Annotated in this window: 22 protein-coding genes; 16 read left to right on the forward strand and 6 right to left on the reverse strand. The window is 73.0% G+C overall.

Going from position 1 to position 25,729, the window contains the following annotated elements; translation table 11 throughout:
- Positions 1–506 precede the first annotated feature (506 nt).
- Together GHR20_RS28055 and GHR20_RS28060 are read left to right on the forward strand one after the other, a co-directional pair.
- Entirely contained in the window at positions 507–1,178 is a 672-nt protein-coding gene (locus GHR20_RS28055) for a transglycosylase family protein (RefSeq protein WP_153814746.1), read from the forward strand.
- A 440-nt stretch (positions 1,179–1,618) separates the two neighbouring features.
- Entirely contained in the window at positions 1,619–1,834 is a 216-nt protein-coding gene (locus GHR20_RS28060) for an I78 family peptidase inhibitor (protein ID WP_153814747.1), read from the forward strand.
- Between the two features lie 96 nt (positions 1,835–1,930).
- Here GHR20_RS28060 and GHR20_RS28065 read toward each other — a convergent pair whose 3' ends face one another.
- Both GHR20_RS28065 and GHR20_RS28070 read right to left on the reverse strand, forming a co-directional pair.
- On the reverse strand, positions 1,931–2,956 hold the full coding sequence (locus GHR20_RS28065; protein ID WP_111585114.1) for a phosphatase PAP2 family protein: 1,026 nt from the start codon (positions 2,954–2,956) through the stop codon (positions 1,931–1,933).
- Between the two features lie 239 nt (positions 2,957–3,195).
- Positions 3,196–4,392: a glycosyltransferase family 39 protein gene (locus tag GHR20_RS28070; protein ID WP_243878408.1), complete on the reverse strand. Its 1,197-nt coding sequence runs from the start codon at positions 4,390–4,392 to the stop codon at positions 3,196–3,198.
- Positions 4,393–4,672: 280 nt separating this feature from the next.
- On the opposite strand from GHR20_RS28070, the gene GHR20_RS28075 reads away from it, so the two are divergent.
- The gene (locus GHR20_RS28075; RefSeq protein ID WP_148027518.1) at positions 4,673–6,421 is read left to right on the forward strand and encodes an MFS transporter; all 1,749 of its coding nucleotides are present in this window, start codon (positions 4,673–4,675) and stop codon (positions 6,419–6,421) included.
- A gap of 89 nt (positions 6,422–6,510) precedes the next feature.
- A complete protein-coding gene (locus GHR20_RS28080) occupies positions 6,511–7,695 on the forward strand; it encodes an acyl-CoA dehydrogenase family protein (protein WP_148027519.1) in 1,185 nt (394 codons plus the stop codon).
- A 37-nt stretch (positions 7,696–7,732) separates the two neighbouring features.
- On the opposite strand, the gene GHR20_RS28085 is transcribed toward GHR20_RS28080, so the two are convergent.
- A complete protein-coding gene (locus GHR20_RS28085) occupies positions 7,733–8,170 on the reverse strand; it encodes a cell division protein SepF (protein WP_111585118.1) in 438 nt (145 codons plus the stop codon).
- A 270-nt stretch (positions 8,171–8,440) separates the two neighbouring features.
- Here GHR20_RS28085 and GHR20_RS28090 point away from each other — a divergent pair, with 270 nt between their 5' ends.
- Positions 8,441–9,631 (forward strand): DUF5685 family protein, encoded by a 1,191-nt coding sequence (locus GHR20_RS28090; protein ID WP_194859010.1) that lies wholly within the window; start codon positions 8,441–8,443, stop codon positions 9,629–9,631.
- Between the two features lie 25 nt (positions 9,632–9,656).
- On the opposite strand, the gene GHR20_RS28095 is transcribed toward GHR20_RS28090, so the two are convergent.
- Positions 9,657–10,574, reverse strand: coding sequence for an ABC transporter substrate-binding protein (locus GHR20_RS28095; RefSeq protein ID WP_153814749.1), 918 nt, complete (start codon positions 10,572–10,574; stop codon positions 9,657–9,659).
- 548 nt (positions 10,575–11,122) lie between these two features.
- Here GHR20_RS28095 and GHR20_RS28100 point away from each other — a divergent pair.
- The 9 genes from GHR20_RS28100 to GHR20_RS28140 all read left to right on the forward strand — a co-directional run bounded on the left by GHR20_RS28100 (position 11,123) and on the right by GHR20_RS28140 (position 23,569).
- Complete coding sequence (locus tag GHR20_RS28100) at positions 11,123–11,980, forward strand: amino acid ABC transporter permease (RefSeq protein WP_153814750.1); 858 nt, start codon at positions 11,123–11,125, stop codon at positions 11,978–11,980.
- A complete protein-coding gene (locus tag GHR20_RS28105; protein ID WP_153814751.1) occupies positions 11,977–13,734 on the forward strand; it encodes an FAD/NAD(P)-binding protein in 1,758 nt (585 codons plus the stop codon). The genes GHR20_RS28100 and GHR20_RS28105 overlap by 4 nt, the downstream gene beginning before the upstream one ends.
- A gap of 30 nt (positions 13,735–13,764) precedes the next feature.
- A complete protein-coding gene (locus GHR20_RS28110; protein ID WP_153814752.1) occupies positions 13,765–14,526 on the forward strand; it encodes an amino acid ABC transporter ATP-binding protein in 762 nt (253 codons plus the stop codon).
- 25 nt (positions 14,527–14,551) lie between these two features.
- On the forward strand, positions 14,552–14,941 hold the full coding sequence (locus GHR20_RS38405) for a hypothetical protein (RefSeq protein ID WP_343336023.1): 390 nt from the start codon (positions 14,552–14,554) through the stop codon (positions 14,939–14,941).
- 600 nt (positions 14,942–15,541) lie between these two features.
- Entirely contained in the window at positions 15,542–16,324 is a 783-nt protein-coding gene (locus GHR20_RS28120) for a DUF1684 domain-containing protein (protein ID WP_153816159.1), read from the forward strand.
- 213 nt (positions 16,325–16,537) lie between these two features.
- A complete protein-coding gene (locus tag GHR20_RS28125; protein WP_153814753.1) occupies positions 16,538–17,437 on the forward strand; it encodes a S1 family peptidase in 900 nt (299 codons plus the stop codon).
- A 352-nt stretch (positions 17,438–17,789) separates the two neighbouring features.
- Entirely contained in the window at positions 17,790–18,872 is a 1,083-nt protein-coding gene (locus tag GHR20_RS28130; protein ID WP_148027527.1) for a S1 family peptidase, read from the forward strand.
- Positions 18,873–19,094: 222 nt separating this feature from the next.
- Positions 19,095–22,544, forward strand: coding sequence for a DNA polymerase III subunit alpha (dnaE, locus tag GHR20_RS28135; protein ID WP_153814754.1), 3,450 nt, complete (start codon positions 19,095–19,097; stop codon positions 22,542–22,544).
- Positions 22,541–23,569, forward strand: a complete 1,029-nt coding sequence (locus tag GHR20_RS28140; RefSeq protein ID WP_153814755.1) for an ImpB/MucB/SamB family protein — start codon at positions 22,541–22,543, stop codon at positions 23,567–23,569. Before dnaE ends, GHR20_RS28140 begins: the two co-directional genes overlap by 4 nt.
- Here GHR20_RS28140 and GHR20_RS28145 read toward each other — a convergent pair.
- The gene (locus GHR20_RS28145) at positions 23,547–23,921 is read right to left on the reverse strand and encodes a cupin domain-containing protein (protein ID WP_111585128.1); all 375 of its coding nucleotides are present in this window, start codon (positions 23,919–23,921) and stop codon (positions 23,547–23,549) included. The two genes, GHR20_RS28140 and GHR20_RS28145, sit on opposite strands and share 23 nt — an antisense overlap.
- A 145-nt stretch (positions 23,922–24,066) precedes the next feature.
- Here GHR20_RS28145 and GHR20_RS28150 point away from each other — a divergent pair, with 145 nt between their 5' ends.
- Together GHR20_RS28150 and GHR20_RS28155 are read left to right on the forward strand one after the other, a co-directional pair.
- Complete coding sequence (locus tag GHR20_RS28150) at positions 24,067–24,513, forward strand: MarR family winged helix-turn-helix transcriptional regulator (protein WP_153814756.1); 447 nt, start codon at positions 24,067–24,069, stop codon at positions 24,511–24,513.
- 158 nt (positions 24,514–24,671) lie between these two features.
- On the forward strand, positions 24,672–25,532 hold the full coding sequence (locus GHR20_RS28155) for an alpha/beta fold hydrolase (RefSeq protein ID WP_111585130.1): 861 nt from the start codon (positions 24,672–24,674) through the stop codon (positions 25,530–25,532).
- Positions 25,533–25,547: 15 nt separating this feature from the next.
- On the opposite strand, the gene GHR20_RS38180 is transcribed toward GHR20_RS28155, so the two are convergent.
- The gene (locus tag GHR20_RS38180) at positions 25,548–25,682 is read right to left on the reverse strand and encodes a hypothetical protein (protein WP_111585131.1); all 135 of its coding nucleotides are present in this window, start codon (positions 25,680–25,682) and stop codon (positions 25,548–25,550) included.
- Positions 25,683–25,729 lie beyond the last annotated feature (47 nt).

Genomic DNA, 25,729 nt, shown 5'->3' on the forward strand with positions numbered 1-25,729 from the left:
GGGTGGCTCCCGGCCGATGAGCCCCAGGGTTCCGGGCTCATGAAGAAGACAACGGGCGTTCTGTGGTGGGGGTCACGCATGGCGGAGCACCGGTTCGAATCAACCTCCGTCTGCGGTCACGTTGGGTGTGGAATCGGACACGCATCGTCAACTCCATGGTGGGTCAAGCTACTTGAACGGGTGAAGTGGGTCACAGGGAGTCGTCGGGTAGAGGCGAAAAATCGGTAAATCGGTGCATGTAGTGGGTGTCCGGAAATCGCCGATACCGGCGGTAACTGCCAACTGGCCTGGCACGACGGCCATGTGGTTGATGTCCGGCACACGCTTTCCCTACATTCCTCCGCCGTGTGCAACGAGCACCGCTCGGGTTCGTCCGTCACCCGGCACCGGCAACGCGTCATCGCCGGCACCGGGGGCCACGGACGGGGCGGGCGCGAGGAACCGCGGTCCTGCGCGGCGAGGCGCGCTCCGCCCGGGGGAACCCGGGTTCGTGGAGAGGGAGTTACATGTCCGAGTGTGCCGATACCAGCCGTACCACCACCCGTGACGACAGCGCGCGCAGGGGCCGTACGACGGCCGTACTCGCCGGCGCCGCGCTGCTGGCCCCGCTGGGGCTGCTGGCCGTGACCGGCAACGCCGCCGCCGCGGACAACGGGGTGTGGGACCGCATCGCCCAGTGCGAGAGCGGCGGCAACTGGCACATCAATACCGGCAACGGCTACTTCGGAGGACTCCAGTTCTCCGCCCACACCTGGAGCGCGTACGGCGGCGGCGCCTACGCCTCGACGGCCGACCGGGCCTCCAGAAGCGCGCAGATCGCCGTCGCGACGCGGGTCCAGCAGGCCCAGGGCTGGGGCGCCTGGCCGGTCTGCTCCGGCCGCGCGGGAGCGATGGGCTCCGCCCCCTCGCCGGTGAGCCTCGACAAGGGCGGCCCGACGAAGAGGTCGGCGCCGTCCAGGACCCCGAGGACCCCGAGGACCTCGAACACCCCGACGGCCTCGAAGGCACCGCGCCACCACTCCCGGGGCACCGGCGGCTACACCGTCCGCGAGGGCGACACCCTGTCCAGGATCGCCACGCGGCACGGCATGGACTGGCACCGCCTGTACGCGGCCAACAGGTCCGTGATCGGCGGCGACCCCGACCTCATCGTTCCCGGCACCCATCTGACCTTCTGAGCGACGCTCGGTCCCACGCCTGACGGCCCCCCGGCTCCGGCCGGGGGGCCTGTGCCGTGTACGCGGGGTGACGCGGGCCCGGACGGCGTGCGCCCCGCCCCCGGGCGGCCGCGCACCGGCATGTGCGGAATCCGTGAAATTTCTTATGCGGTGTCAGCTCCGGTGACATAGCGCCGGATTCCGCCGGGTAATCATGCTCACGGGCCCGTCCCGATCAGCACCCCGGCACTTTCCGCCGGGTAATTCGAGGGAGCGGCACGGCACACGGGAATTCAGTTCGAATCCCCCGTCGGGCGGTACGGAAACCCCCGATCGTGTGAGGAAGTTCGACCGGAACGGGACTCCGGAAGCTGTGACAGAAGTGTGACGGGAGTCTGATCCTGCTCTTACCCTGCCGCGCCCGGCTTCCGTCACCGCGGGTGGCGCCCTAGCGTGGCCGTATGGCACCGATTCCCACTCCGCCAGCGGAGCCCCAGGACAGCCCGGACGGGTACGTCGGCCTCGACGCCGAGCAGGCCGAGCGGCGCGCCCGGGGGCGCGGCTGGTCGACCGTGCGCGCACTGCCGCCGGGCGCGATCATCACCATGGAGTACCGCGTGGGGCGGCTCAACTTCGAGGTGCGCGACGGCCGGGTGGCCCGCGCCTGGAAGGGCTGAGCGGCCCCGTCCCGGCCGCGGACGGCGCGAAGGCCCCGCTCCCAGGGAGGGAGCGGGGCCTTCGCCGTGTGCGTACCGGGGTGTGCCGCCCGGTCCTCAGCCGCCCGTCAGGGGGCGGGCCGGGGAGGTGCCGCGCGGCGCCCGGTCGGCGCCGGGCGGGCGACGGGGGCCCGCCGGGGTGACCGGGCTGCGCTCCGAACGGGCCGTGTGCGGGCCGGGCGCCAGATGGGCCAGGCCCCGGGAGGCGCGGGTCGAGGAGACCGGCTCGCGGGCCGGCGCGGACTGCTCGGCCGCGGCGGCGCGCGGCCCGGTGAGCACCACCGGGGCGACGGGGACGGCCGGTTCGGGCACCAGCCGGCTGCGCCGGGCGCGCCAGCGGTCGCGCAGGTCGAACAGCCACATCTCGGTGCGGGCGATCAGCTGCTCGAACCAGGGCAGGGCGAGCAGGATCAGCAGACCGGCGGCCCAGCCGAGGAGCACGTCGCTCAGCCAGTGCGTACCGAGGTAGACGGTGGTGAGCCCGACACCGAGCGAGGTGATCGCGGAGACGGCCGAGAGCCAGCGGCGGGCGCGAGGGGTGGAGGCCAGGTAGGCCAGGATGCCCCAGGTGACCACCGCGTTGGCCGTGTGGCCGCTGGGAAATATATCGCCCCCCCTGACCATCTCGTTCGAGCCGATCACGGTCGCGTAGTGCGGACCGAGCCGCCCCATGCCGTACTTGGCGGCGCCGACCGTGATGTTCAGCAGCAGCAGCGAGGTGGCGAGGGTGAGCAGCGGGCGGAGCGTGTGCTGCCGCCAGGAGCGCCAGCCCAGCCAGGCCGCGACCATCACCGCGGTGGGGCCGCGCTGGCCGAGCACCACGTAGTAGTCGAGGAAGGCGTGGATCTGCGGCCACTGCTGGTACGGCCGGAAGAACATGACCTGCCAGTCGAGCCGGACGAGCCAGGAGGTGGTCACCACGGCCCACACGATCGCCAGGTAGAAGGCGAGGGTCGCGGAGAACAGCACGACCCGGTGCCGGCTCATCACCGGCACATCGATATGGGCCGGCCGTTCCGGCTCGCGGTCCAGCCTGGCGAACACCCGGTCCAGACGCCGGGTGAGGTTCCGTTCGGTACGCACCCAATCGACGTTACAGCGAGTGAGCTGTGGTCCCGGTCGAAACAGCGTCTTTGTGATGACGATGTGATGTGGGAAACCTCTCAAGGGCGGCCGAATTCCACAGGATTCCGCAATCCGGTGAGGCCGTCCTCTGTAATTCCTTTGATCATGCCGGGTGTTGTTTATATGGCACTTATAAATGCGTTAACCCGGTCCTGGGCCGCCATTCCCCGGGGCGTCACCGGGCCGGCCAAAGTGGATCATGGAGGTCCGGAGCCGTTCAGCCAGAACGCCCCGTACACCGCGGAGACGATCGCCAACCCCACCGTGACCAGGGCGGATCGGGAGGTCCGCAGCCGGGCGAGCGCGGCGGCGAGCGGGAGCAGCACCGGGAAGGCGGGCAGCAGCAGCCGGGGCTTGGAGCCGAAGTAGCTCGACGCGCACAGCGCGAGCGCGAGTACGACACCGGTGTACACGAGCAGTTCGAGCGGCTGGCCCCGGCGGACGCCGGTGACGTACAGCCAGAGCAGCAGCGCGACGCCCGCGATCAGGCCGACGCCCGCGAGCGCGCCGGGGAACGAGGTGAACTTCCCGGCCACGAAGCACGCGAAGGCGTATCCGCCGTCGAAGCCGTTGCGCCATCCGGCCTGGACGTCCAGATAGCCGAGCGGGCCCTCGCCGGTGCGCCGGCCCACCCACAGGACGTAACCGGCCGCGCCCAGCGGGGCGAGCAGCACGCCGAGGAGACGGCGGACGGCGGAGTGCGCGGGGGCGTGTGCCGATGGCCGCGCGCCGTCCGTACGCGCCGCGCTTCGGTCCCGCACGAACGAGACCGCGGCCGCGACCCACACCGCCGCCACCACCGCGCCGCCCACCGGCCGGGTCAGCCCCGCGAGCGCCGCGAGCAGCCCGGCCGACACCCACCGCCCGGTCAGCAGTGCGTACAGCGCCCAGGCCGCCAGCGCCGTGAACAGCGACTCGCTGTACGCCATCGACTGCACGGCCGCGACCGGCAGCACCGCCCACAGCAGTACGGCGCACAGCCCGACCCGGGCGCCGTACACCCGCTCGCCCACCGCGAAGATCCCCGCCGCCGCGCACAGCGAGGCCACCAGGCTGACCACCAGGCCCGCGTGCGCGTACGACAGCGGGGTGAGCGCGTGCAGCAGCCGCTCCAGCCAGGGCAGCAGCGGGAAGAACGCCAGGTTCGAGTGGACGTCGCCGTTCGGCAGCCGCACCTGGTAGCCGTAGCCCAGTCCGGCGACCCGGGTGTACCAGAGGGAGTCCCAGCGGCCGGTCAGCAGCGTCAGCGCGCTCGTGCCGCGCGCGGCGCTCCACACCGCCAGCACCACCAGGCCCAAAGCGCGGACCGCCGCGTACGCCAGCACGGCCGGGGCCGCCCGGCGGAGCAGCGGGGCGGCGGGCGGGCCAGGGGGCGGGGCGTGGGGTGCGGCCACGCCGGTGCTGAGATCGGTCACGGGCTCGATTATCGACCGGACGGGGGAACGCACCGGCCCCCGGGGAGCGGCCGGGCCGGTCCGGCGTGGCGCACCCCACAGGGGCCGACGCCCGGGGTGAGAGGTCCGCCACGCGGGCGCGCGGCGGACTCGCGTAGGCTGACGAGCCATTCCCGTGGGTTCAGCGGGGTCCGGGAACACCACTTCTTCCCGGCCGTACGACAAAGAGGGAGAGCCGATCGCTCCGCCCCGCACGAGGGAACATCTGGGAGGTACGCACATGTCCGGGACGACCACGGCCGCGCTCCGGCCGCGCCGTCGGACGGCCGGGCCCGGTGCCAACCGCTGGGTCGTCCTCGTCGTCCTCTGCGCCAGTCTGCTGCTCGTCGCCCTCGACGCGACCGTGCTGCACGTGGCCGTCCCCGCGGTCAGCGAGGACCTGCGGCCGAGCGCCATCCAGCTGCTCTGGATCGTCGACGTCTACCCGCTGGTCTGCGCCGCGCTGCTGATCCTCTTCGGCACCCTCGGCGACCGCGTGGGACGCAGACGCGTGCTCCTGCTCGGCTACGCCCTGTTCGGCGTGGCCTCCGCGGTGGCCGCCTGCGCGCACACCGCCGAGGTGCTGATCCTCGCCCGCGCCCTGCTCGGCGTCGGCGGCGCCATGATCATGCCCGCGACCCTGTCGATCCTGCGCCAGGTCTTCCCCGACCGGCGCGAGCGCGCCCTCGCCATCGGGGTGTGGAGCGCGGTCGCCGCGGTCGGCGCGGCGGTCGGACCGCTGCTCGGCGGCTTCCTGCTGGAGCACTTCTGGTGGGGCTCGGTCTTCCTGATCAACATCCCGCTGATGCTGGTCAGCCTCCCCGTCGGACGGCTGCTGCTGCCCGAGTCCCGGGGCACGGCCGACGGCCCCTGGGACGTGGCCGGCGCGCTGATGGCGGCCGCGGGCCTGTTCGGCGTCGTCCTCGGGGTGAAGCGGCTCGGCGGCGGCGAGGACCCCACGAGCCCGCTCACCCTGCTGCCGCTGCTGGCCGGCGCGGCCCTCCTCGTCCTGTTCGTACGACGCCAGCGGCGGCTGCCGCATCCGCTGGTGGACCTGGGCATGTTCCGCAGGCCCGCCTTCAGCACCTCGGTGGGCTGCATCGTGCTGGCCATGCTCGCGCTGGTCGGCCTGGAGCTGATCGCCGCGCAGTACCTGCAACTGGTGCTCGGCCTGTCCCCGCTCGCCACCGGGCTGCGGCTGCTGCCGCTGACCGTGGCGGCGATGGCGGCCGGTCTGCTCGGCGCGCGCGTGCTGCGCCGGTTCGGACCGCGCCGGATGGTGTGCGCCGGCTTCTGCCTGACGGCCGCCGCGGTGCTGACCCTGACCGCGATGGGCGCCACCGACAACTCCCCGCTGCTGCTGTCCGGCTTCGTGCTGCTCGGCTTCGGCCTGGAGACCACGCTGTTCGGCGCCTACGAGTCGATGCTCAGCGAGGCCCCCGCGGACCGCGCGGGCGGGGCGGCGGCGATCGGCGAGACCTCGTACCAGCTGGGCGCCGGGATCGGCATCGCACTGCTCGGCAGTGTGATGAACGCCGCCTATACGCCCCGGCTGCACGCGGTCCCCGGGGTCTCCGCCCCGGACGCGACCGCCGCCGGGCACTCGCTGGGCGAGGCGTACGACGTCGCCGGCCGGCTCGGCGGCCCCACCGGGACCCTGCTGCGCCGGGTGGCCCGGGACTCCTTCGTGCACGGGCTGCATCTGACCCTGCTGGTGAGCGCGGGCCTGTTGCTGCTGGGCGCGGTGATGGCGCTGCGGCTGCCGCGGATCATGCAGTGCGGCGCGGAGCCGGAGACCGGCGCGGCGGCCGGGACCGCCGGGGAGTCGCGGACCGTGCCGGGCGCCGCCGAAGCGGATGCCGGGCCGGGTGCCCCCGAGTTGGCTGCCGCCGAGCCGGGTGCCGCCGGGGTGCCCTCCCCGCGGGCCTCCGACCGGCCGCGCGCCGCGGGGAAGCCGCAGGTCCCCGGGAAGCCGCGGGTCTCCGCCTGACCCCTCTGGACGTGCGGGACACTGCGCCGTAACGTCGGCCGCACAGCCGTAACTAGCGCTGCTAGTTTTCCGTATCCGGAGGGTGTCCCATGTCCGCGAAGCTGCCCCCGTTCGACGCCGCCGACCCGCTCGGGATCGACGATCTGCTGGACCCGGAGGACCTGGCGATCCGGGACACCGTCCGCGGCTGGGCGGCCGACCGTGTGCTGCCGTACGTCGCCGACTGGTACGAGAAGGGCGAGCTGCCCCGGATCCGGGAACTCGCCCGGGAGCTGGGCGGGATCGGCGCCCTCGGGATGTCCCTGACCGGGTACGGCTGCGCGGGCGCGTCGGCCGTGCAGTACGGGCTGGCCTGCCTGGAGCTGGAGGCGGCCGACTCCGGCATCCGCTCGCTGGTCTCCGTGCAGGGCTCCCTCGCCATGTACGCCATCCACCGCTTCGGCAGCGAGGAGCAGAAGCGGGAGTGGCTGCCGCGGATGGCCGCCGGCGAGGTGATCGGCTGCTTCGGCCTGACCGAGCCGGACCACGGCTCCGACCCCGCCGCGATGCGCACGCACGCCAAGAAGGACGGCGGCGACTGGGTGCTCGACGGGCGCAAGATGTGGATCACCAACGGGTCGGTCGCCGGGGTCGCCGTCGTCTGGGCGCAGACCGAGGACGGCATCCGCGGCTTCGTCGTACCGACCGACACGCCCGGTTTCTCGGCGCCCGAGATCAAGCACAAGTGGTCCCTGCGCGCCTCCGTCACCAGTGAACTCGTCCTGGACGACGTGCGGTTGCCCGCGAGCGCGGCGCTGCCGGAGGTCGTCGGGCTGCGCGGCCCGCTGAGCTGTCTCTCGCACGCCCGCTACGGCATCGTGTGGGGCGCGATGGGCGCCGCGCGCAGCAGCTTCGAGTCGGCCGTGGAGTACGCGAAGACCCGGGAGCAGTTCGGGCGGCCCATCGGCGGCTTCCAGCTCACCCAGGCCAAGCTCGCCGACATGGCGGTCGAACTGCACAAGGGAATCCTGCTCGCCCACCATCTGGGGCGGCGGATGGACGCCGGCCGCCTGCGTCCCGAGCAGGTCAGCTTCGGCAAGCTCAACAACGTCCGCGAGGCCATCGAGATCTGCCGTACGGCGCGGACGATCCTCGGTGCCAACGGGATCTCCCTCGAATACCCCGTGATGCGGCACGCGACCAACCTCGAGTCGGTGCTCACCTACGAGGGCACCGTCGAGATGCACCAGCTGGTGCTGGGCAAGGCGCTCACCGGGCTCGACGCCTTCCGGTGAGCCACCGGACGGGACGGGGCCGGTGAGCGGCCCCGCCTCAGCTCTGGTTGAAGAAGCCGTCCGAGCGGTGCGCGGACGCGTCACCGCTGATGATCTCCGTGTCGGCCGGGGTCAGCAGGAACACCCGCGTGGAGACCCGGTCGATGGAGCCGCGCAGACCGAAGATCAGCCCTGCCGCGAAGTCCACGACCCGCTTGGCGTCGCCGGGCTCCATGCTGGTGAGGTTCACGATGACCGGGACCCCCTCCCGGAACAGCTCGCCGATGGCACGGGCGTCCCGGAAGCTGTCCGGGGTGACCGTGGCGATCCGCCGGCTCTTCTCCTCGGCCTTGTCCGCGGCCACCTGGACCCGCGGGTCGGTCACCCAGGCGTCCCCGGATGTGGTGCCCTCGGAGTAGTCGTCGTCGTAGTAGCGCTCGTCATCATTGTCGTCGACGAGGCCGAGCCACGCACTCGCCTTGCGTACCGATCCCATGGACGCCTCCTCTCACAGCGGTCTCTCGTGCTTCCGCACCTTCCCCTATGGTCATCCATGATGCTGACAACGCGCCAAGTGGATAGTCGCCGCACGGGGGGTTTGTGACGGTACTGGTGCACAGCCGATCCGTCGAGACTCCTTGTCCCCCAAGGGTTGTGACACGTACGGCTGCTGACTGTGAGTGAAATATGATGGTCGGCGGCGGATGGGTGACGCCCGGTGCGTCCGGGTGAAGCCATTGCCGCCTCAACACACGGGGGAAACGCTGTGTTCGGAATAGTCAGACCCTGCTCGCATCGGCTCGGTGACCGCTTCAAGTCCGAGTGGATGGCGCATCTGTGCGGTCTCTGCCTCGCGTTGCGCCGCGACCATGGTCAGCTCGCACGTGTCGTCACCAACTATGACGGTTTGCTGATCTCCGTGTTGACGGAGGCTCAACTCGGCCGGAGCGAGGGCGGACGGCGTACGGCGGGACCGTGCGCGCTGCGCGGGATGCGGACGGCGTCCGTCGCACAGGGCGAGGGCGCGCGGCTCGCTGCCGCCGTCTCCCTGGTGCTCGCCGCGGCGAAGGTCCGCGACCATGTCGCCGACCGGGACGGGCTGCTGGCCCGGCGGCCCGTGGCCCTCGCCGCCCGCAAGGTCGCGGCGGGCTGGGGCCGGGCCGGGGCGGCGGGCGGGGCGGCGGTCGGCTTCGACACCGGTGTCCTGGTGGACGCCGTCGACCGGCAGCTCGGCATCGAGACGCTGGCCGGGCCCGGCACCCCGCTGCTGACCGTCACCGAGCCCACCGAGACGGCCACCGCGGCCGCGTTCGCGCACACCGCGCGGCTGTCCGGGCGGCCCGGCAACGCGGCCTCGCTCGCCGAGGCCGGGCGGCTCTTCGGGCGGCTCGCGCATCTGCTGGACGCGGTGGAGGACCAGGAGGCCGACGCGGCCGGCGGCGCCTGGAACCCGCTCACCGCCACCGGCACCCCCCGCGCCGAGGCCCGGCGGCTCGCCGACGACGCGGTGCACGGCATCCGACTCGCGCTGAAGGACGCCGAGTTCAGCGAGGGCGCGCTGGTGCATCTGCTGCTCGTGCACGAACTGCGGCGCTCGGTGGACCGGGCGTTCGGCGCGACGACCTGCGGACACACCGGCGCGGAGGGCGCGTTCGGGCCGCCGACCGGGCCGTACGCGCCGGGCGGCCCGTACGGCACCCCGCACGGCAACCCCTACGGCGTCCCGCACGGCGGGGGGCCGCAGGGCCCGGACAAGCGGGGCTTCTGGGCGGGCTGCGCCGCCGCTCTGGCCGTGTGCTGCACCTGCAAGGTGTGCTGCGCCGACGAGTTCGAGGGGCCGTGGTCGCGCAAGCGGCGCGACGGCTGCTGCGCCTCCTGCGACTGCGACTGGTCGTGCTGTGAGGCCCTGGAGTGCTGCGAGTGCTGCGAGTGCTGTGCCTGCGACTGCGGCTGCTGACCCCCGCTCGGATCGCTGACCCCGCTCAGCCCTTGATCTCCGGCGGGGAGATCTCCGACTTCGTGATCGCCGAGCCCGTCGTGCCCCACTTCTTCAGGATTCTGTCGTAGGTGCCGTCGGCGATCAGCCGGTCCACCGCGGCCTGGAAGGCGGGCGCGAGTCTCGTGCCCTTCTTGAAGGCGAAGCCGACGTCCAGGCGGTGGAACTCGTTGAGGAACTTCACGCCCGGCTGCCGCGCGACGGCGTAGCGCAGTCCGTTGATCGTGGACATCACGACATCGCTGCGGCCCTGCTGCACCGAGGACCAGATCGCGCTCGGCTCGGCGTACGTCTGCACCTGGTACGGCTTCTTGCCCGCGTCGGTGCACAGGTGCCTGCTCTCCTCCAGGGTGGCCTCGAAGGTGGTGCCGGCGCCGGTCGCCACGTTCAGCCCGCACAGCTGCCTCAGATCGGTGATCCGGCCGAGCTTGCTGTCCTTGCGGGTGGCGAAGCCCTGGCCGTCGTTGATGTAGGTGACGAAGTCGATGGTCCTGCGCCGCTCGTCGGTCACGCCGAAGTTGCTCGCGCCGACGTCGTACTTGCCGCTGTCCAGGGCGGGCAGGATCGCCTCGAAACTCGCCTGGTCCACGGTCAGTTTCAGCCCCAGCACCCTGGCGACCGCCTTGGTGAAGTCGACGTCCTGGCCGGTCAGCGTTGTGCCGTCGGCGAGGTAGGTGGTGCCGGGCGGGGTGCCGCCGACGCTGATCGCGACGGTGAGGTGCCTGGTGCCGGGCGGCAGCAGCTTCGCCGCCGCCGGGTCGGTCCGCTCTTTCGACACCACGTCCGTGGTCGGCACCGCCGCGGACCCGGCCGCCACGCCGGAGGCGTCCGCAGCGCCGGCGCCCGCGCCGGAGCCGCAGGCGGTGAGGAGCAGGGCGGTCGAGGCCACGGCGGTAAAGGGCATGACAAATCGATAGATCGGCGTACGCATCGACGGCGTTCTCCTGAACGGGAGACCTGAACGGGAAAAGGGTGTGCACGAGTGCGAGGGGCTGCGAGGGGCTGTGAGGGGAGGGGCGCGTGTGAAGGCGCGGTGGAGCGGGGGAAGCGCGAAAACGCGGGAGATCAGGAACGCGGGGGATCGGGAGATCAGCAACGCGGGAGATCAGCAACGCGGAGAGCGCGAAGCGGGCCCGCCGGAGACAGGCGTGCGCAGGGGGTCAGCTCAACAGGAGGAGGACCACACGCGACCGAAGTCGATGTGGGAGCGGGTGACCAGCCACTGCTGTGGATGCATGGGGCAAGTGGAACAGGCATCCGGTTCCGCGTCAACTGACGTGAGACGTACCGCCCACACTATGGACACCCTTGACAGCGCGGGCGACCGCTTGCGTACTCTCGGTGCACGGCCCTGCTGAGGGGCTCGGCCGTGACCGCGCCGTCCGTACGGCGCACCCGTGTGAAGGCATCACCCGTTCCGACGTTCGACCGATCGCGTCACGGAGCCTTCGCATGTCATCCGACACCCTCGCCCACGCACCCACCGCCCCGGAGATACCCGGGCCCCCGGCCGTCCCCCGGATCGTGCCCCAGCGCCGCTACGGACAGTGGACCGCCGCCGTCGTCGTCCTCGTCCTGCTCGGCCTCGCCCTCGACTCCGTGGTCCGCAACCGCGCGTTCCAGTGGGACGTGGTCGCCGCGTACTTCACCACCGGCTCGGTGCTGCGCGGACTGTGGCTCACGCTCTGGCTGACCGCCGTGGTGATGGTCCTCGGCTTCGCCCTCGGCACCCTGCTCGCCGCGTTCCGGCTCTCCGCCAACCCCGTGCTGCGCGCCGTCGGCTGGGGCTATGTCTGGCTGTTCCGGTCCATCCCGATCCTGGTGCAGCTGCTGCTGTGGTTCAACATCGGGGCGCTGTACCCGACCGTCCTCGGGGTGAGGACGGTGAACCTGCTCGGCCCGGTCGCCGTCGCCGTCGTCGGGCTCACCCTGCACGAGGCCGCCTACGCCGCCGAGGTGGTGCGCGGCGGCATCCTCTCCGTCGACCGGGGGCAGATCGAGGCCGCCCAGGCGCTCGGCCTGAGCCGGTGGCGCCGCTGGCGGCGGATCGTGCTGCCGCAGGCGATGCGCTCCATCGTGCCGCCCGCCGGCAACATGCTGATCGGCACCCTCAAGGGCACCTCCATCGTCAGCGTGATCGCGGTCGACGACCTGCTGTTCTCGGCCCAGTTGATCTATCACCGCACCTACCAGGTCATCCCGCTGCTGATGGTCGCCACCCTCTGGTACGCGGTGGTCACCACCGTGCTCGGCATCGGTCAGGTGTACGTCGAGAAGTACTACGCCCGCGGCACGGGCGGGGCCCGATGAGACCTCAGCTGGTGATCGTGGGCGCCGGGCCGCGGGGGACCGGCCTCCTCGAACGCATCGCCGCCAACGCCCCCGAGCTGTACGCGGGTTCGGGCCTCGACATCCACCTCGTGGACCCGCACCCCCCGGGCGGCGGACGCATCTGGCGCCAGCAGCAGTCGCCGCTGCTGTGGATGAACTCGCACGCCGAGGACGTCACCATGTTCACCGACGACACGGTGCGCATGGACGGACCGGTGCGCGAGGGCCCCACGCTGCACGAGTGGGCCGCGCTGGACGGCCGTACCTTCGCCGACCGCCGGCTCCAGGGCAGATACCTGCGCTTCGTGTACGAGCGGGCCCTCGCCGGGCTGCCCCCGGACATCACCGTCCACCACCACCCCGTCCGCGCCCTGCGGATCGGCGGCCCCCGCGAGGGCCGCCAGCAGGTCTGGCTGGCGGGCCGGGCGCGCCCCCTCCTCGCCGACCTGGTGATCCTCGCCATCGGCCACCTGGATGCCGAACTCGACCAGGAACAAGCCGAGTTGGCCGCATATGCCCGGACGCACGGCCTGGTGCACCTGCCGCCCGACTTCACCGCCGACACCGACCTGTCCGCGCTGGAGCCCGGCGAACCGGTGCTGGTGCGGGGCTTCGGGCTGGCCTTCGTCGACCTGATGGTGCTGCTCACCGAGGGCCGCGGCGGCCGGTACGACGGCGACACCTATCTGCCCTCGGGGCGGGAGCCGGTGCTGTACGTCGGCTCGCGGCGCGGAGTGCCGTACCACGCGAAGATCGGCTACGACTGGAGCGGCGACCGGCCCCCGCTGCCGCGCTTCCTCGGCCCCGCCGAGATCGCGGAACTGCGGTCCCGGCCGGGCGGCTTCGACTTCCGGCGCGATGTGTGGCCGCTGGTCGAGAAGGAGCTGGGTTTCGCCCACTACCACCGGCTGTTCACCGCCCATCCGGAGCGCACCGCGAGCGCCTGGGCCGACTTCGAGGAGAAGTACGCGGCCGCCGACGGCGCTGCCGAACGGGACGCGCTCGCCGCCGCCGCGGTACCGGACCCGGCCGACCGGCTCGACCTCACCGCGCTCGACCATCCGCTCGCCGGGGTGCGCCACGCCTCGCACGAGGACCTCCAGGACGGGCTGCGCGCCTACGTCGAGGCCGACCTGTCCCGGCGCCACGACCCCTCCCACAGCGCCGACCTGGGCGTCTTCCTCGGACTGCTCTCCGTCTACGGGCAGCTGGTGCGGCTCGGGGACATCGGGCCCTGGTGGCACGGGTTCTTCAGCTATCTGGCGTCCGGGCCGCCCGGCCCCCGGCTGCGGCAGATGCTCGCGCTGTCCCGGGCGGGGCTGCTGCGCTTCCTCGGCGCCGACATGGCCGTCACCGCCGAGGACGGGGTGTTCCGGGCGGCCGGTCCCACCGTGCCCGGGTACTCGGTCACGGCACGGGCGCTGGTCGAGGCCCGGCTGCCCGAGCCCACCGTCGCCCGCGCCCGCGACCCCCTGCTGCGCGAACTGCACGCCGACGGCGCCGCCGAGACCCCCGAGGGGCTGCTGCGGGTCGACCCGCGCGACGGCCGCCTCCTCGACGGCGCCGGCCGCCCGCACCCCCGCCGCTTCGCGCTCGGCCCCTACACCGACGCGCGCACGCCGGGCGCCTTCACCCGGCCGCGCACCGGCGGACCCGCCTTCGGGCAGAACGACGCCACCGCCCGGGCCGCGCTGGCCTTCCTGCGCGCCGGAGCCGGCCGCGCCGCCGCATGAACTTCACCTCTACACAAAGGAATTGATCCCATGACCGTCATGGTCGACATCCGGTCGGTGCACAAGAGCTTCGGCCCGCTCGACGTCCTCAAGGGCGTCGACCTCCAGGTCCGCACCGGCGAGGTCACCGTCGTGCTCGGCCCCTCCGGCTCCGGCAAGTCCACGCTGCTGCGCACCATCAACCACCTGGAGAAGGCGGACCGGGGCGAGATCACGGTGGACGGCGCGCCGATCGGCTACCGGCGCGCCGGGGACCGGCTGCACGAGCTGCCCGAACGCGAGGTGCTGCGCCGCCGCACCAAGATCGGCTTCGTCTTCCAGAACTTCAACCTCTTCCCGCACCTCACCGTCCTGGACAATGTGATCGAGGCGCCGGTGTCCGCGCTGAAACAGCCCCGCGCGGAGGCGGTCCGGGAAGCGCACCGGCTCCTTTCGCGGGTGGGGCTCGCCGACAAGTCCGCCGCCTACCCACGGCAGTTGTCCGGCGGGCAGCAGCAACGCGTCGCCATCGCAAGGGCGCTGGCGCTGAAGCCCAGGCTGCTGCTCTTCGACGAGCCGACCTCGGCGCTCGATCCCGAGCTGGTCGGCGAGGTCCTCGACGTCATCCGCGATCTGGCCGACCGGGGCACCACGATGATCGTCGTCACCCATGAGATCGCCTTCGCGCGGGAGGTCGCCGACACGGTGGTCTTCATGGCCGACGGCCGGATCGTCGAACAGGGGCCGCCCGAGGCGGTGCTGGACGCGCCGCGCGAGGAGCGGACCCGGGCGTTCCTGGCGAAGGTGTTGTGAGGTGGGCGGGCGGTACCGCCGCGGGATGCTGCATCTCGCCGCCGCCCTCGACCTCTCCGACCGCCCGGACGCCGGCCCCCGCACCGAACTGGTACGGCTCGCCGAGCAGGGCCGGCTGGACTTCGTGACCCTGGACCATCCCACGGGACGGCCGGGGCCCGAGGTGCTCGACCTGGTGGCGGCGATGGCGTCGGCGACCCGGCGGATCGGGCTGGTGCCGAGGGGAGCGGGGCTGTCCGGCCTCCTGGACCGGGTCGCCCAGGGCCGTGCGGGCCGGTGGGCCGAGGCGCCCGGCACCGGGCCCGGCGCGGGGGCGGGTGAGGACGGCCGTGCGGCCGGGGTTCCGGGCGCGGGCGAAGCCCCCTCCCACGCCGGTGAGCCGCCGGAGCACCCGGAGCACCCGGAGCACCCGTAGCACCCCGAGGACGCCACCGGTCTCGGGGGCGGGGCGGACGGCCTCGGCGTCGGATCGCCGTACCGCCTCGGCCCCCTCCGCCTGGTCGACGCGAGCACCCGGGACGCCCGGACCCTCGCCGCCCGGCGCGCCGAGGTGGCCCTGGTGCGCGCCGCGACCCCGCAGGAGGCCGCCGCCGCCCGCGAGGAACTGCGCGTCCGGGCGGCGAGGTCGGGGCGGGAGCCGGGCGTCCCGCGGGTCCTGGTGAGCCTGCGGGTCGACCTCGGCGGCGGGGAGTGCGCGGCCGAGCCCGGGCACGGCGGGGGCGGCCCCCGGCCCACCGCGCGGGGCCCGCTGTACCGGGGCGGCCCGGTCGATCTCGCGGACCTGCTCGCGGCCTGGCACGCCGAGGGCGCCGCCGACGGCTTCCACCTGGTCCCCGTCGAACCCCGCCGGGACCTGGAACGGCTGGTCAACGGCACGGTCGCGTTACTCCAGCACCGCGGCCTGTTCCGCACCTTCTATCCGGGCGGCACCCTGCGCGAACACCTGGGCCTGGCCCGCCCCGCGCCGCGGCCACCGCGACCGGAGATGACAAACCACCCCAAGAGATGGAACGGCATGGCAATCGACGCGTTCGACGCATGGAAGCAGTGGCGGGAGAAGCGGGAGGAGTCGGTCACCGCGCCCTACGGACCGCTCGCGCTGACCGGCACCCACTGGATCGAGGACCGGCCGGAGGGACGACTTCCGGACATTCCCGGGATTTGGCTGGCGGATGGCGAAGGCGTGGTGCTGACCGCCACCGAGGCCGACGGGCTCCAGGTGGACCGCCGCCCCTTCGCCGGGGAGGTCCGGCTGACCGCCGACACCGGCCCGGAGGCCGCCGCCCGTGTCTCGCACGGCGAGAAACGGCTGGTCGTCCTGGTGCGCGAGGGCAGCTGGGGGGTGCGGGTCTACGACCCCGGAGCCGAGGGCCGCCGGACCTTCCGGGGCATCGAGGCCACCGGGTACGACCCCGGCTGGTCGGTGCCGGGCCGCTTCACGCCGTACGACGCGCAGCGCGTGCTGCGGCTCGGCAACGCGGACGGCCGCACCCGGGGGTTCGCCCTCGCCGGTGAACTCGCCTTCACCCTGGCAGGCCGGGAGCGGACACTGGCCGTGGCCCGGCAGGGCGAGGGGCCGCTGTGGGCGGTCTTCGCCGACGCCACCAGCGGCGACACGAGTTTCCGGTTCCGCTTCCTCTACCCCGAGGCGCCGGACGCGGAGGGCCGTACGACCGTCGACTTCAACCGCGCCCAACTGCCGCCCTGCGCCTTCGCCGACCACTTCCTCTGCCCCCTCCCGCCACCGGGGAACACGCTGGATGCGGCGGTGGAAGCGGGGGAGCGGGCGCTGAGCTGACCTCAAGGGGAGTGGAAGCGGCGGCCGTTGGGCAAAGGAGGACTAAAGTCCGACGGCCGAAAGGCACCCTTGTGCCTACCGGTCGGTCGGCCGAATACTCCCCCTCAGCGCTTGTCAGGGACATGAGAAACCGGAACCCGGTCACGGCCCTGACTGCGCCTCACGGGCCCCGACCCCACGCGGGCCCCCGACTCCCCTTGGAGGGAACGAAAAGTGAGGATCAAGCGCACCACCGCCCCGAACGGCTCGGCGAGACGGACCCGGTCGATCGCCGTCGCCGCGGGCTTCCTGGCCGCAGCGGCGTTCGCCGCCCCCACGGCGAGCGCCAGCGACGCCCACCCCTTCAGCGCGGCGCAGCTCACCCAGGCGAGCGACTCGGTGATGAAGGCGGACGTCCCCGGCACCGCCTGGGCCGTCGACGCCAAGAACAACCATGTCGTCGTCACCGTCGACGACACGGTCTCCCAGGCCGGGATCGCCAAGATCAAGAAGCAGGCCGGCGCCGGCGCGGGCGCGCTCACCATCAAGCGCACGGCCGGCACGTTCAAGCCGCTGATCAGCGGCGGCGACGCCATCTACGGCGGCCAGTACCGCTGTTCGCTCGGCTTCAACGTGCACAGCGGCAGCACGTACTACTTCCTGACCGCCGGACACTGCGGCCAGGTCGCCTCCACCTGGTACAGCAACTCCGGGCACACCACCACGCTGGGCACCAACGTGGGCTACAGCTTCCCGGGCAATGACTTCGCCCTGGTCAAGTACACCAACTCGGCGATCGCGCACCCGAGCGCGGTCGGCAGCCAGACCATCTCCAGCGCGGCCACCCCGAGCGTGGGCCAGACCGTCTACCGGCGCGGCTCCACCACCGGTACGCACAGCGGCAAGGTCACCGCGCTCAACGCCACCGTCAACTACGGCAGCGACGGCATCGTCTCCGGCCTGATCCAGACCACGGTCTGCGCCGAGGGCGGCGACAGCGGCGGCCCGCTGTACAACGGGTCCGTCGCCTACGGCCTGACCTCCGGCGGCAGCGGCGACTGCACCTCCGGCGGTACGACCTTCTTCCAGCCGGTGACCGAGGCGCTGAGCTACTACGGCGTCACGCTCCCCTAACCGGACCCGGCTTCGGCCCGGTCGATGTGAGCCCCCGCACATATGCGCCTGTGCGGGGGCTTCTTCCTGTCCGGCTTGTGAAGGAAGGGCGACGGCGGCGAATGAAACAAGCCATGCGTCATGGTCACGTTCCGATGAGCGCCACTCGCCCGTAGTGTTTGCGCCCCGAAATTTCCTCGGTGGTGACGGCGGGTCACCTGTGAACGGGCGTGCGAGGGCCGCTCTCCGGTGCGTCCGGAACTCGGCCTTGTGGGTTCCCTGTGGGCTTCGGAAGAGTGAGCGCCCGTCAACCAGCCTTCCGGTCGTCGGGTCCCCACAACCCGGCGGCCGTCCCCCCACAGGAGGACGTGAGTTGAAGCACCGACGCATACCCAGGCGCCGGCTCGTGATGGCCGGCGCGGGTGTCGCCGCGCTGGCCGTAGCGGGTGTCACCTTGCAGAATGCGAACGCCAGCGAGCCCGTGAAGCCCGCGGTCCAGGCCCGGCCGCTGTCCGCTCCGGCGGCCGCGACGCTGGCCTCCGACCTGACCGCCCGCCTCGGCGCGGACACGGCGGGCAGCTACTACGACGCCAAGGCCAGGAGCCTCGTCGTGAACGTGCTCGACAAGACGGCCGCCAAGGCGGTCGAGGCCAAGGGCGCCAAGGCCAGAATCGTCACCCACACCCTCGCCCAGCTCGACGGCGCCCGGACGACGCTGAAGAAGGACGCGACCATCCCGGGCACGTCCTGGTCCCTCGACCCGGTGTCGAACAAGGTCGTCGTCACGGCCGACAAGTCCGTCACCGGCGCCCGCTGGAACAAGCTGAGCAAGGTGGTCGACGGGCTCGGCGGCACGGCCGAACTCAAGCGGTTCCAGGGCGAGTACAAGCCCTTCGTGGCCGGCGGTGACGCCATCAACGGCTCTGGCGGCCGCTGCTCGCTCGGCTTCAACGTGGTCAAGGACGGCCAGCCGTACTTCCTGACCGCCGGGCACTGCACCGCGGACATCTCCAGCTGGACGGACGCCGACGGCAACGCGATCGGGCAGAACGCGGAGTCGCACTTCCCGGGCACCGACTTCGGCCTGGTCAAGTACACCTCGGACGCCGCCCACCCGAGCGAGGTCGACCTCTACGACGGCTCGACCCAGAAGATCTCCGGCGCCGCCGAGGCCACGGTGGGCATGAAGGTCACGCGCAGCGGGTCCACCACCCATGTGCACGACGGCACGGTCACCGGTCTGAACGCCACCGTGAACTACCAGGAGGGCTCGGTCAGCGGGCTGATCCAGACCGACGTCTGCGCCGAGCCCGGCGACAGCGGCGGCTCGCTGTTCTCCGGTGACAAGGCGATCGGCCTGACCTCCGGCGGCAGCGGTGACTGCACCTCCGGCGGGCAGACCTTCTTCCAGCCGGTCACCGCCGCCCTCTCCGCCACGGGCACCACGCTCGGCTGACCGCAGCACCGACCCGGCGTCCCGTCCCGATTCCTCGGGGCGGGACGCCTTGTTTTGGCCACCGCTCACCTCTCGCACTCGCGTCTCACCCTCGGTGAAGAATCACTCATCTGTTCGAACAGACTCGCCGACCAGCGTCGATGGAGCTAGAGTATTCGAACGAGCGTACGATGAACGTATCGGACGTATGGCTGAAAAGGGGTGGAGTGAGGGAGGTGCGGCATGGCGGGGTTCGCCCATCTGCATGTCGCGTCCGGTTACTCCGCCCGCTACGGCGCCGCTCACCCGGAACAACTGGCGCGCCGCGCGGCCGAGCGGGGCATGGCGGCGCTCGCGCTGACCGACCGGGACACCGTCACCGGCGCTGTTCGATTCGCTCGGGCGTGTGCGAAGGAGGGGGTACGGCCGCTCTTCGGCGTCGATCTCGCGGTGGCGGCCCTCGCCCCGCCGCCCCCCGCCCGCCGCCGCACCCCGGCGCGCGGCGGCGCCCATGTGGTCGAGCCGCCGCTGCGCGTCGTCCTGCTCGCCCGGAACCGGGAGGGCTGGGCGCGGCTGTGCCGGATCACCTCGGCCGCCCACGCGGACGCCCTCGGCGGCCGGGCGCCCGTGGTGCCGTGGTCGGCGCTGCGGGAGCACGGCGGCCCCGGGCTGCTGGCCCTGCTCGGCCCCCTCTCGGAGCCGGCCCGGGCGCTGTCGGTGGGCCGGGAGGACGTCGCGGTACGGCTGCTGGCGCCCTGGCGGGAGGTCTTCGGGCGGGAGGTCCGGCTGGAGGCCGTCGCGCAGAAACGTTCCGGCACGGGTCCCGGCTCCCTCCGCCTCGCCGCCCGCACCCTGGCGCTGGCCGACCGCACCGGCACCACCGCCGTCCTCGCCAACGCCGTCCGCTACGCCGACCCCGACCAGCACCGCCTCGCCGACGTCCTGGACGCCGCCCGGCTGCTGCGCCCGGTCGACCGGGCCCGCCTGGACAGCGGGCAGCGCTGGCTCAAGGACGAGCGGGCGATGACGGTCCTCGCGTGCATGATCGCCGAGTGCGCCGGAGCCGATGAGCGCCGGGCCCGCCGGCTGCTCGCGGACACCGCCGCCACGGCCGCCGCATGCGCCCTCGACCCCCGCGCCGACCTGGGCCTCGGCGCCCACCACTTTCCCGAGCCCGCGCTCTTCGGCGCCGGCCCCGGGACGGACGGCGCCGCCCGGCTGCTGCGCCGGCGCAGCGCGGAGGGCCTGGCCCGCCGGGGCCTCGACCGCGACCCGGTGGCGCTCGGCCGCCTCGACGAGGAACTCGCCGTGATCTCCCGGCTGCGCTACGACGCGTACTTCCTCGCCGTCGGCCAGGTCGTCGCCGACATCCGCGCCAAGGGCATCCGGGTCGCGGCCCGCGGCTCGGGCGCCGGTTCGCTGGTCTGCCACGCGCTGGGCATCGCCACCGCCAACCCGCTCGAACACCGGCTGCTGTTCGAACGGTTCCTCAGCGACCGCCGGGTCTCGCTGCCCGACATCGACATCGACGTGGAGTCCGCGCGGCGCCTGGAGGGCTACGACACGATCTTCGAGCGGTTCGGCAAGGAGCGGGTCGCGGTCACCGCGATGCCCGAGACGTACCGGGCGCGCCGGGCCCTGCGCGACACCGGCCTCGCGCTGGGGATCGCCCCGGCCGAGGTCGACCGGATCGCCAAGAGCTTCCCGCACCTGCGCGCCTCGGACATCACCGGCGCCCTCGCGGAACTGCCCGAACTGCGTCGACTGGCCGCCGAGGCGGGCCGGTTCGGGCCCCTGTGGGAACTGGCCGAGGGGCTCGACTCGCTGGTCCACGGCATGGCCATGCACCCCTGCGGCGTGGTCATCAGCGACGCGACCCTGCTGGACCGGCTGCCGGTGCAGCCCACCCCGCAGGGCGACTACCCGATGGCCATGGCCGCGAAGGAGGAGATCGAGGCGCTCGGCAACATCAAACTCGACGTCCTGGGCGTGCGGATGCAGTCCGCGATGGCCCACGCGGTCGCGGAGATCGAACGGACCACCGGCGACCGCGTCGACCTGGACGACCCCGGACAGGTGCCGCTGGACGACGTGTTCGCGTTCAAACTCATCCAGGAGAGCCAGACCCTCGGCCTGTTCCAGCTGGAGTCGCCCGGCCAGCAGGACCTGCTGTCCCGGCTCCAGCCGCGCAACCAGCAGGACGTCATCGCCGACATCAGCCTCTTCCGCCCGGGACCGGTCGCGGGCGGCATGCCCGAGCGGTACATCGCCGCCCGTCACGGCGGCACGCCCGAGTACGCCCACCGGGACCTGGAGCCGGTGCTCGCCGACACCTACGGCGTGACCATCTGGCACGAGCAGATCATCGAGACGCTGGTGGTGCTGACCGGCTGCGACCCGGCCTTCGCGGAGATCACCCGGCGGGCGCTCGGCGACAGGGAGCGGCTGCCCGCGATCAGGGACTGGTTCCACCGGTGCTCCCGCGCGCGCGGCTACGACGGGGCGGTGCGGGAGGAGGTCTGGCGGACGGTCGAGGCGTTCGGGGCGTACGGCTTCTGCCGGGCGCACGCGGTCGCCTTCGCCGTACCGGCCCTCCAGAGCGCCTGGCTCAAGGCGCACCACCCGGCCTTCCTGCTGGCCGGGCTGCTCGAACACGACCCCGGGATGTGGCCCAAGCGGGTGCTGGTCGCCGACGCGCGCCGGCGCGGGGTGCCGGTGCTGCCCGTCGACGTCAACCGGTCCGCGGCCCGGCACACCGTGGAGAAGACCGACGGGGACCGGTGGGGGGTGCGCCTCGCGCTGTCCGCCGTGCACGGCATCGGCGCGCAGGAGTGCGCGCGGATCGAGGCGGGGCAGCCCTACGGATCGCTGTCCGACTTCTGGCAGCGGGCCCGGCCCAGCCGCCCGGTCGCCGAACGCCTCGCGGAGATCGGGGCGTTGGGTGCCCTGCACGACGGCCGGCTCACCCGGCGCGATCTGCTGCTCCAGCTCGCCGAACTGCACCGGGCCGCCCGCAACCGGTCCGCGGGCACCGGCCAACTGCCCCTGATCGCGGGGGCCGTCGGCGGGTCCGAGCCGAGCGGGCTGCCGGAGATGACCGGACGCGAGGCGCTCGGCGCCGAGTTGAACACCCTCGGCATCGATGTCTCCAGGCACCTGATGGAACACCACCACCGGCTGCTGCGGGAGATCGGCGCGACTGACGCGGTGCGTCTGGCCGGGCTGCGGGCCGGGCAGCAGGTGCTGGTCGCCGGGGTCCGGGCGTCGACCCAGACCCCGCCGATCGCGAGCGGCAAGCGGATCATCTTCGTCACCCTGGAGGACGGCTCCGGCCTGGTCGACCTGGCGTTCTTCGAGGACTCCCACCCGGCCTGCGCGTACACCGTCTTCCACAGCGGGCTGCTGCTGGTACGGGGCACGGTGCAGGTGCGCGGCACCCGCCGCAGCGTCGTCGGCACCATGGCCTGGGACCTGGACGAGATCGCCGCGGCCCGCCGGGACGACGGTCCCGAGGCCGCGCTCGCCCTCCTCGGCGAACGCCGCCCGCACCCGACCCCCGCCCAGCCGCGGCGCACCCTGGCCAACGGCACCACCGGTGCCCGCCTGCACCCGTACGCCGATCTGCTGCCCGCCGGCAGCCGCTCGGCCGACCTGAAGAAGTTCGGTCACACCAGTCCGGGGAGCGCGGGATGAGCATCCGTCAGCGGCACATCGCCCATCTGTATCTGCACGGCTCGCCGAACGAGGAGCGGTACGGCCATGTAATCGAACTGATGTCTGATGTCACGCCCCATGTGCGGGAACTGCCGCCCGACGCCGTGCAGCTGGACCTGACCTCGGCGCTCCGGTACTTCGGGCTGTCCCCCTACGACGTGGTCCAGATGACGATGATGCGCCTGAAGGCCCTCTACGGCATCGACGGCAGCGCGGGGCTCGCGGGCAACCGGATGCTCGCGGCGATGGCGGCCGACGCGTCCGCGCCGGGGGAGACCACCTGGGTGCCCGCCGAGCGGGCCGCCGCATGGCTGCGCCCCCGGCCGGTCACCGCGCTGCCGGGGATCGGCCGCGGTACGGCGGCGACGCTCGGCCGGTACGGACTGCACAGCGTCGGACAGCTCGCCGACCTGTCCCCGGCGACCCTGCAACGCCTGCTCGGCACGGGCACCGCCCGGCTGCTGTCCGAACGCGCCCGGGGCCACGACCCGAGCCCGGTCACGCCCGGGGAGCCGGCGGACCGGCTGACCGCCGATCTGGTGCTGGAGCGGGACTGCCTCGACCCGGCGGAGCGGCACCGCTCCGTGCTCGGGCTCGCCGACCGGATCGGGCAACTCCTGCGCGGTCAGCGGCGGGTGGCGGGCCGGGTCACCCTCACCGTGCGCTACGCCGACCGCAGCTCCAGCACCCGGGCGCACACGCTGCCGGAGGCCACCGACCACTCGCCCGCCCTCGCCGCGGCGGCCCTCGGCCTGCTGTCCTCCCTCGGTCTGCAACGGGCCCGGGTGCGCGCCTTCACGCTCCGCGCCGACCGTCTCCGCCCGGTGGCCGACGCCTTCCACCAGCTCTCTCTGGACCCCGGCGACGCCCGCGCCCGCGCCGCCGAGGCCGCCGCCGACCGGGCCCGCCGGCGCTTCGGCCCGGACGCGGTACGGCCCGCGGCGACGGCGCGTCTTTCGCGTGACTCCCGTGGCGGCGGGGTCAGTTGGCCCATGGCGGGGTGAGCAGGGTGCCGTCCGCCAGCTCGGCCGTGAGCCCGACGGAGGTGGTGACCCAGGAGATCGCCGTGTGCCCGGTCGGGTTCTCCACCCCCAGGGTGGACCCGGCGTTGACGATCACCGTGTCGCCCGCGCGCACCCGCTCGGTGCGGCCGTCGAGCGTGATCAGCAGCTCGCCGACGAGCAGATGGAAGATCTCCTCGCGGCTGACGACGTGGGCCGGGGCCCGGGTGCCGGCCGGGATCTCCCCCCGCCAGGCGCACAGTTCCTCGCTGCCGGTGAGCGGGGCGGCGTAGGAGACGAAACGGGCGCCGTGGATCTCGTGGGTCACGGCGTCGGACGAGCGGACGACGGGCATGGCAGGGCTCTCCGTTCGAGCGGGTGGACAAGCGGGTTCCGGGCGCGCGGATTTCGGGCGCCCGGGCTCTCGATCATATGGTCAAGCAGCTTGACTATATGGTCAGGCTGCTTGACCAATACGTCAAGGGTGTTTCAATGCCCCCGTGCAGAACTCCGACGCCATGGCCCTGTCCGCCACCCTGCTCGCCGCGGCGGGCGGGCTCACCCAGCGCATCCATGAGGGGGTCGTGGCGCGCGGCTTCGCCGATCTGCGGCCCGCGCACGGATTCGCCTTCGCGCGGCTCGCGCCGGACGGGGCCACCGTCACCGAACTCGCCGCGCACCTCGGGGTGACCAAGCAGGCGGCGAGCCAGCTGGTGGACGAGGTGGTGCGCAGGGGCTATGCCGAGCGGCGGCCGCACCCGGGGGACGCGCGGGCCCGGCTGGTCGTGCTGACCGAACGCGGCCGGGCCTGCACCCGGGCGGCGGAGGAGGCGGCGGCCGAGGTCGTCGGCGGGTGGCGCGAGCTGCTGGGGGAGGCGGAAGTGCGGGCGCTGTGGGGGAGTCTGGCGAGGATCGCGCCCCATGGGCCGGTGCGGCCCCTGTGGTGACGGCGCGTCAGGCGGGCTGCCGGGGCTGGAAGTTTTACTTGCGCGTAACTTCCCCCGGAGGCTACCCGCCCGTAACTTGACGGATGAACAGCATCCCGTGATCCGGATCACAGGGCCAGTCCGCCGTATGCCCCCTTGAGCCGCAAGGAGATCACCCGATGCTGCCCTGGAAGAGAGTGCTCAGACCCCTCACCGCGCTGCTGCTGTCCGCCGCCGCGGTCGCCCTGCCCGCCACGGCCGCGCACGCCGACACCGCCACCCACAGCGGCTGGAACGACTACTCCTGCAAGCCGTCCGCCGCCCACCCCCGCCCCGTGGTCCTGGTCCACGGCACCCTCGGCAACTCGGTCGACAACTGGCTCGGCCTCGCCCCCTATCTGGAGGCCCGCGGATACTGCGTCTTCTCCCTGGACTACGGCCAGCTCCCCGGCGTCCCCGTCTTCCACGGCCTCGGCCCCATCGACCAGTCGGCCGCGCAGCTCGCCACCTTCGTGGACCAGGTGCGCTCCGCCACCGGCACCGCCAAGGTCGACCTGGTCGGACACTCCCAGGGCGGCATGATGCCCCGTTACTACCTGAAGTTCCTCGGCGGCGCGGCCAAGGTCAACGCGCTCGTCGGCATCGCCCCCGACAACCACGGCGCCACCATCAGCGGACTCACCAACCTGCTGCCGTACTTCCCCGGCGCCACGGACCTGGTCAAGGCCACCACCCCCGGCCTCGCCGACCAGATCCCCGGCTCCGCCTTCCTCACCAAGCTCAACGCGGGCGGCGACACCGTCCCCGGGGTGCACTACACGGTCATCGCCACCCAGTACGACGAGGTGGCCACCCCCTGGCGCAGCCAGTACCTCAGCGGCTCCGACGTGCACAACGTCCTGCTCCAGGACCTGTGCCCGCTCGACCTCTCCGAGCATGTGCTGGCCGGCCTGAGCGACCGCATCGTCTTCCACGAGGCGGCCAACGCCCTCGACCCGGCCCACGCCACCCCGACCACCTGCGCCTCCGCCCTCAGCTGACGGCCGGAGGCGGGGTCAGCCGTCGGGCCACCAGGTCCGCGCGATGTCCTTGCGCACCTCGGGGCGCCCCGCCGGACGCTCCTCCGCCTCCTCGCGGATCCGGCGGACGTCCGTCCTCTTCAGCGGCTTCTGCACGGTCGTACGGCGCATGGCTGCCTCCTTCGGCGCCCACCGGGTTCCGCGTGACGGCGGAGGCG

It is taken from the genome of Streptomyces sp. SUK 48 (assembly GCF_009650765.1).
Taxonomy (GTDB): Bacteria; Actinomycetota; Actinomycetes; order Streptomycetales; family Streptomycetaceae; genus Streptomyces.

What these genes read in the sequence shown, in the direction of transcription:
- GHR20_RS28055 (WP_153814746.1), top strand. Translation starts at nt 507, where the DNA reads ATGTCCGAGTGTGCCGATACCAGCCGTACCACCACCCGTGACGACAGC.
- GHR20_RS28060 (WP_153814747.1), top strand. Translation starts at nt 1,619, where the DNA reads ATGGCACCGATTCCCACTCCGCCAGCGGAGCCCCAGGACAGCCCGGAC.
- GHR20_RS28075 (WP_148027518.1), top strand. Translation starts at nt 4,673, where the DNA reads ATGTCCGGGACGACCACGGCCGCGCTCCGGCCGCGCCGTCGGACGGCC.
- GHR20_RS28080 (WP_148027519.1), top strand. Translation starts at nt 6,511, where the DNA reads ATGTCCGCGAAGCTGCCCCCGTTCGACGCCGCCGACCCGCTCGGGATC.
- GHR20_RS28085 (WP_111585118.1), bottom strand. Translation starts at nt 8,170, where the DNA reads ATGGGATCGGTACGCAAGGCGAGTGCGTGGCTCGGCCTCGTCGACGAC.
- GHR20_RS28095 (WP_153814749.1), bottom strand. Translation starts at nt 10,574, where the DNA reads ATGCCCTTTACCGCCGTGGCCTCGACCGCCCTGCTCCTCACCGCCTGC.
- GHR20_RS28100 (WP_153814750.1), top strand. Translation starts at nt 11,123, where the DNA reads ATGTCATCCGACACCCTCGCCCACGCACCCACCGCCCCGGAGATACCC.
- GHR20_RS28105 (WP_153814751.1), top strand. Translation starts at nt 11,977, where the DNA reads ATGAGACCTCAGCTGGTGATCGTGGGCGCCGGGCCGCGGGGGACCGGC.
- GHR20_RS28110 (WP_153814752.1), top strand. Translation starts at nt 13,765, where the DNA reads ATGACCGTCATGGTCGACATCCGGTCGGTGCACAAGAGCTTCGGCCCG.
- GHR20_RS38405 (WP_343336023.1), top strand. Translation starts at nt 14,552, where the DNA reads ATGCTGCATCTCGCCGCCGCCCTCGACCTCTCCGACCGCCCGGACGCC.
- GHR20_RS28120 (WP_153816159.1), top strand. Translation starts at nt 15,542, where the DNA reads ATGGCAATCGACGCGTTCGACGCATGGAAGCAGTGGCGGGAGAAGCGG.
- dnaE (WP_153814754.1), top strand. Translation starts at nt 19,095, where the DNA reads ATGGCGGGGTTCGCCCATCTGCATGTCGCGTCCGGTTACTCCGCCCGC.
- GHR20_RS28140 (WP_153814755.1), top strand. Translation starts at nt 22,541, where the DNA reads ATGAGCATCCGTCAGCGGCACATCGCCCATCTGTATCTGCACGGCTCG.
- GHR20_RS28145 (WP_111585128.1), bottom strand. Translation starts at nt 23,921, where the DNA reads ATGCCCGTCGTCCGCTCGTCCGACGCCGTGACCCACGAGATCCACGGC.
- GHR20_RS28155 (WP_111585130.1), top strand. Translation starts at nt 24,672, where the DNA reads ATGCTGCCCTGGAAGAGAGTGCTCAGACCCCTCACCGCGCTGCTGCTG.
- GHR20_RS38180 (WP_111585131.1), bottom strand. Translation starts at nt 25,682, where the DNA reads ATGCGCCGTACGACCGTGCAGAAGCCGCTGAAGAGGACGGACGTCCGC.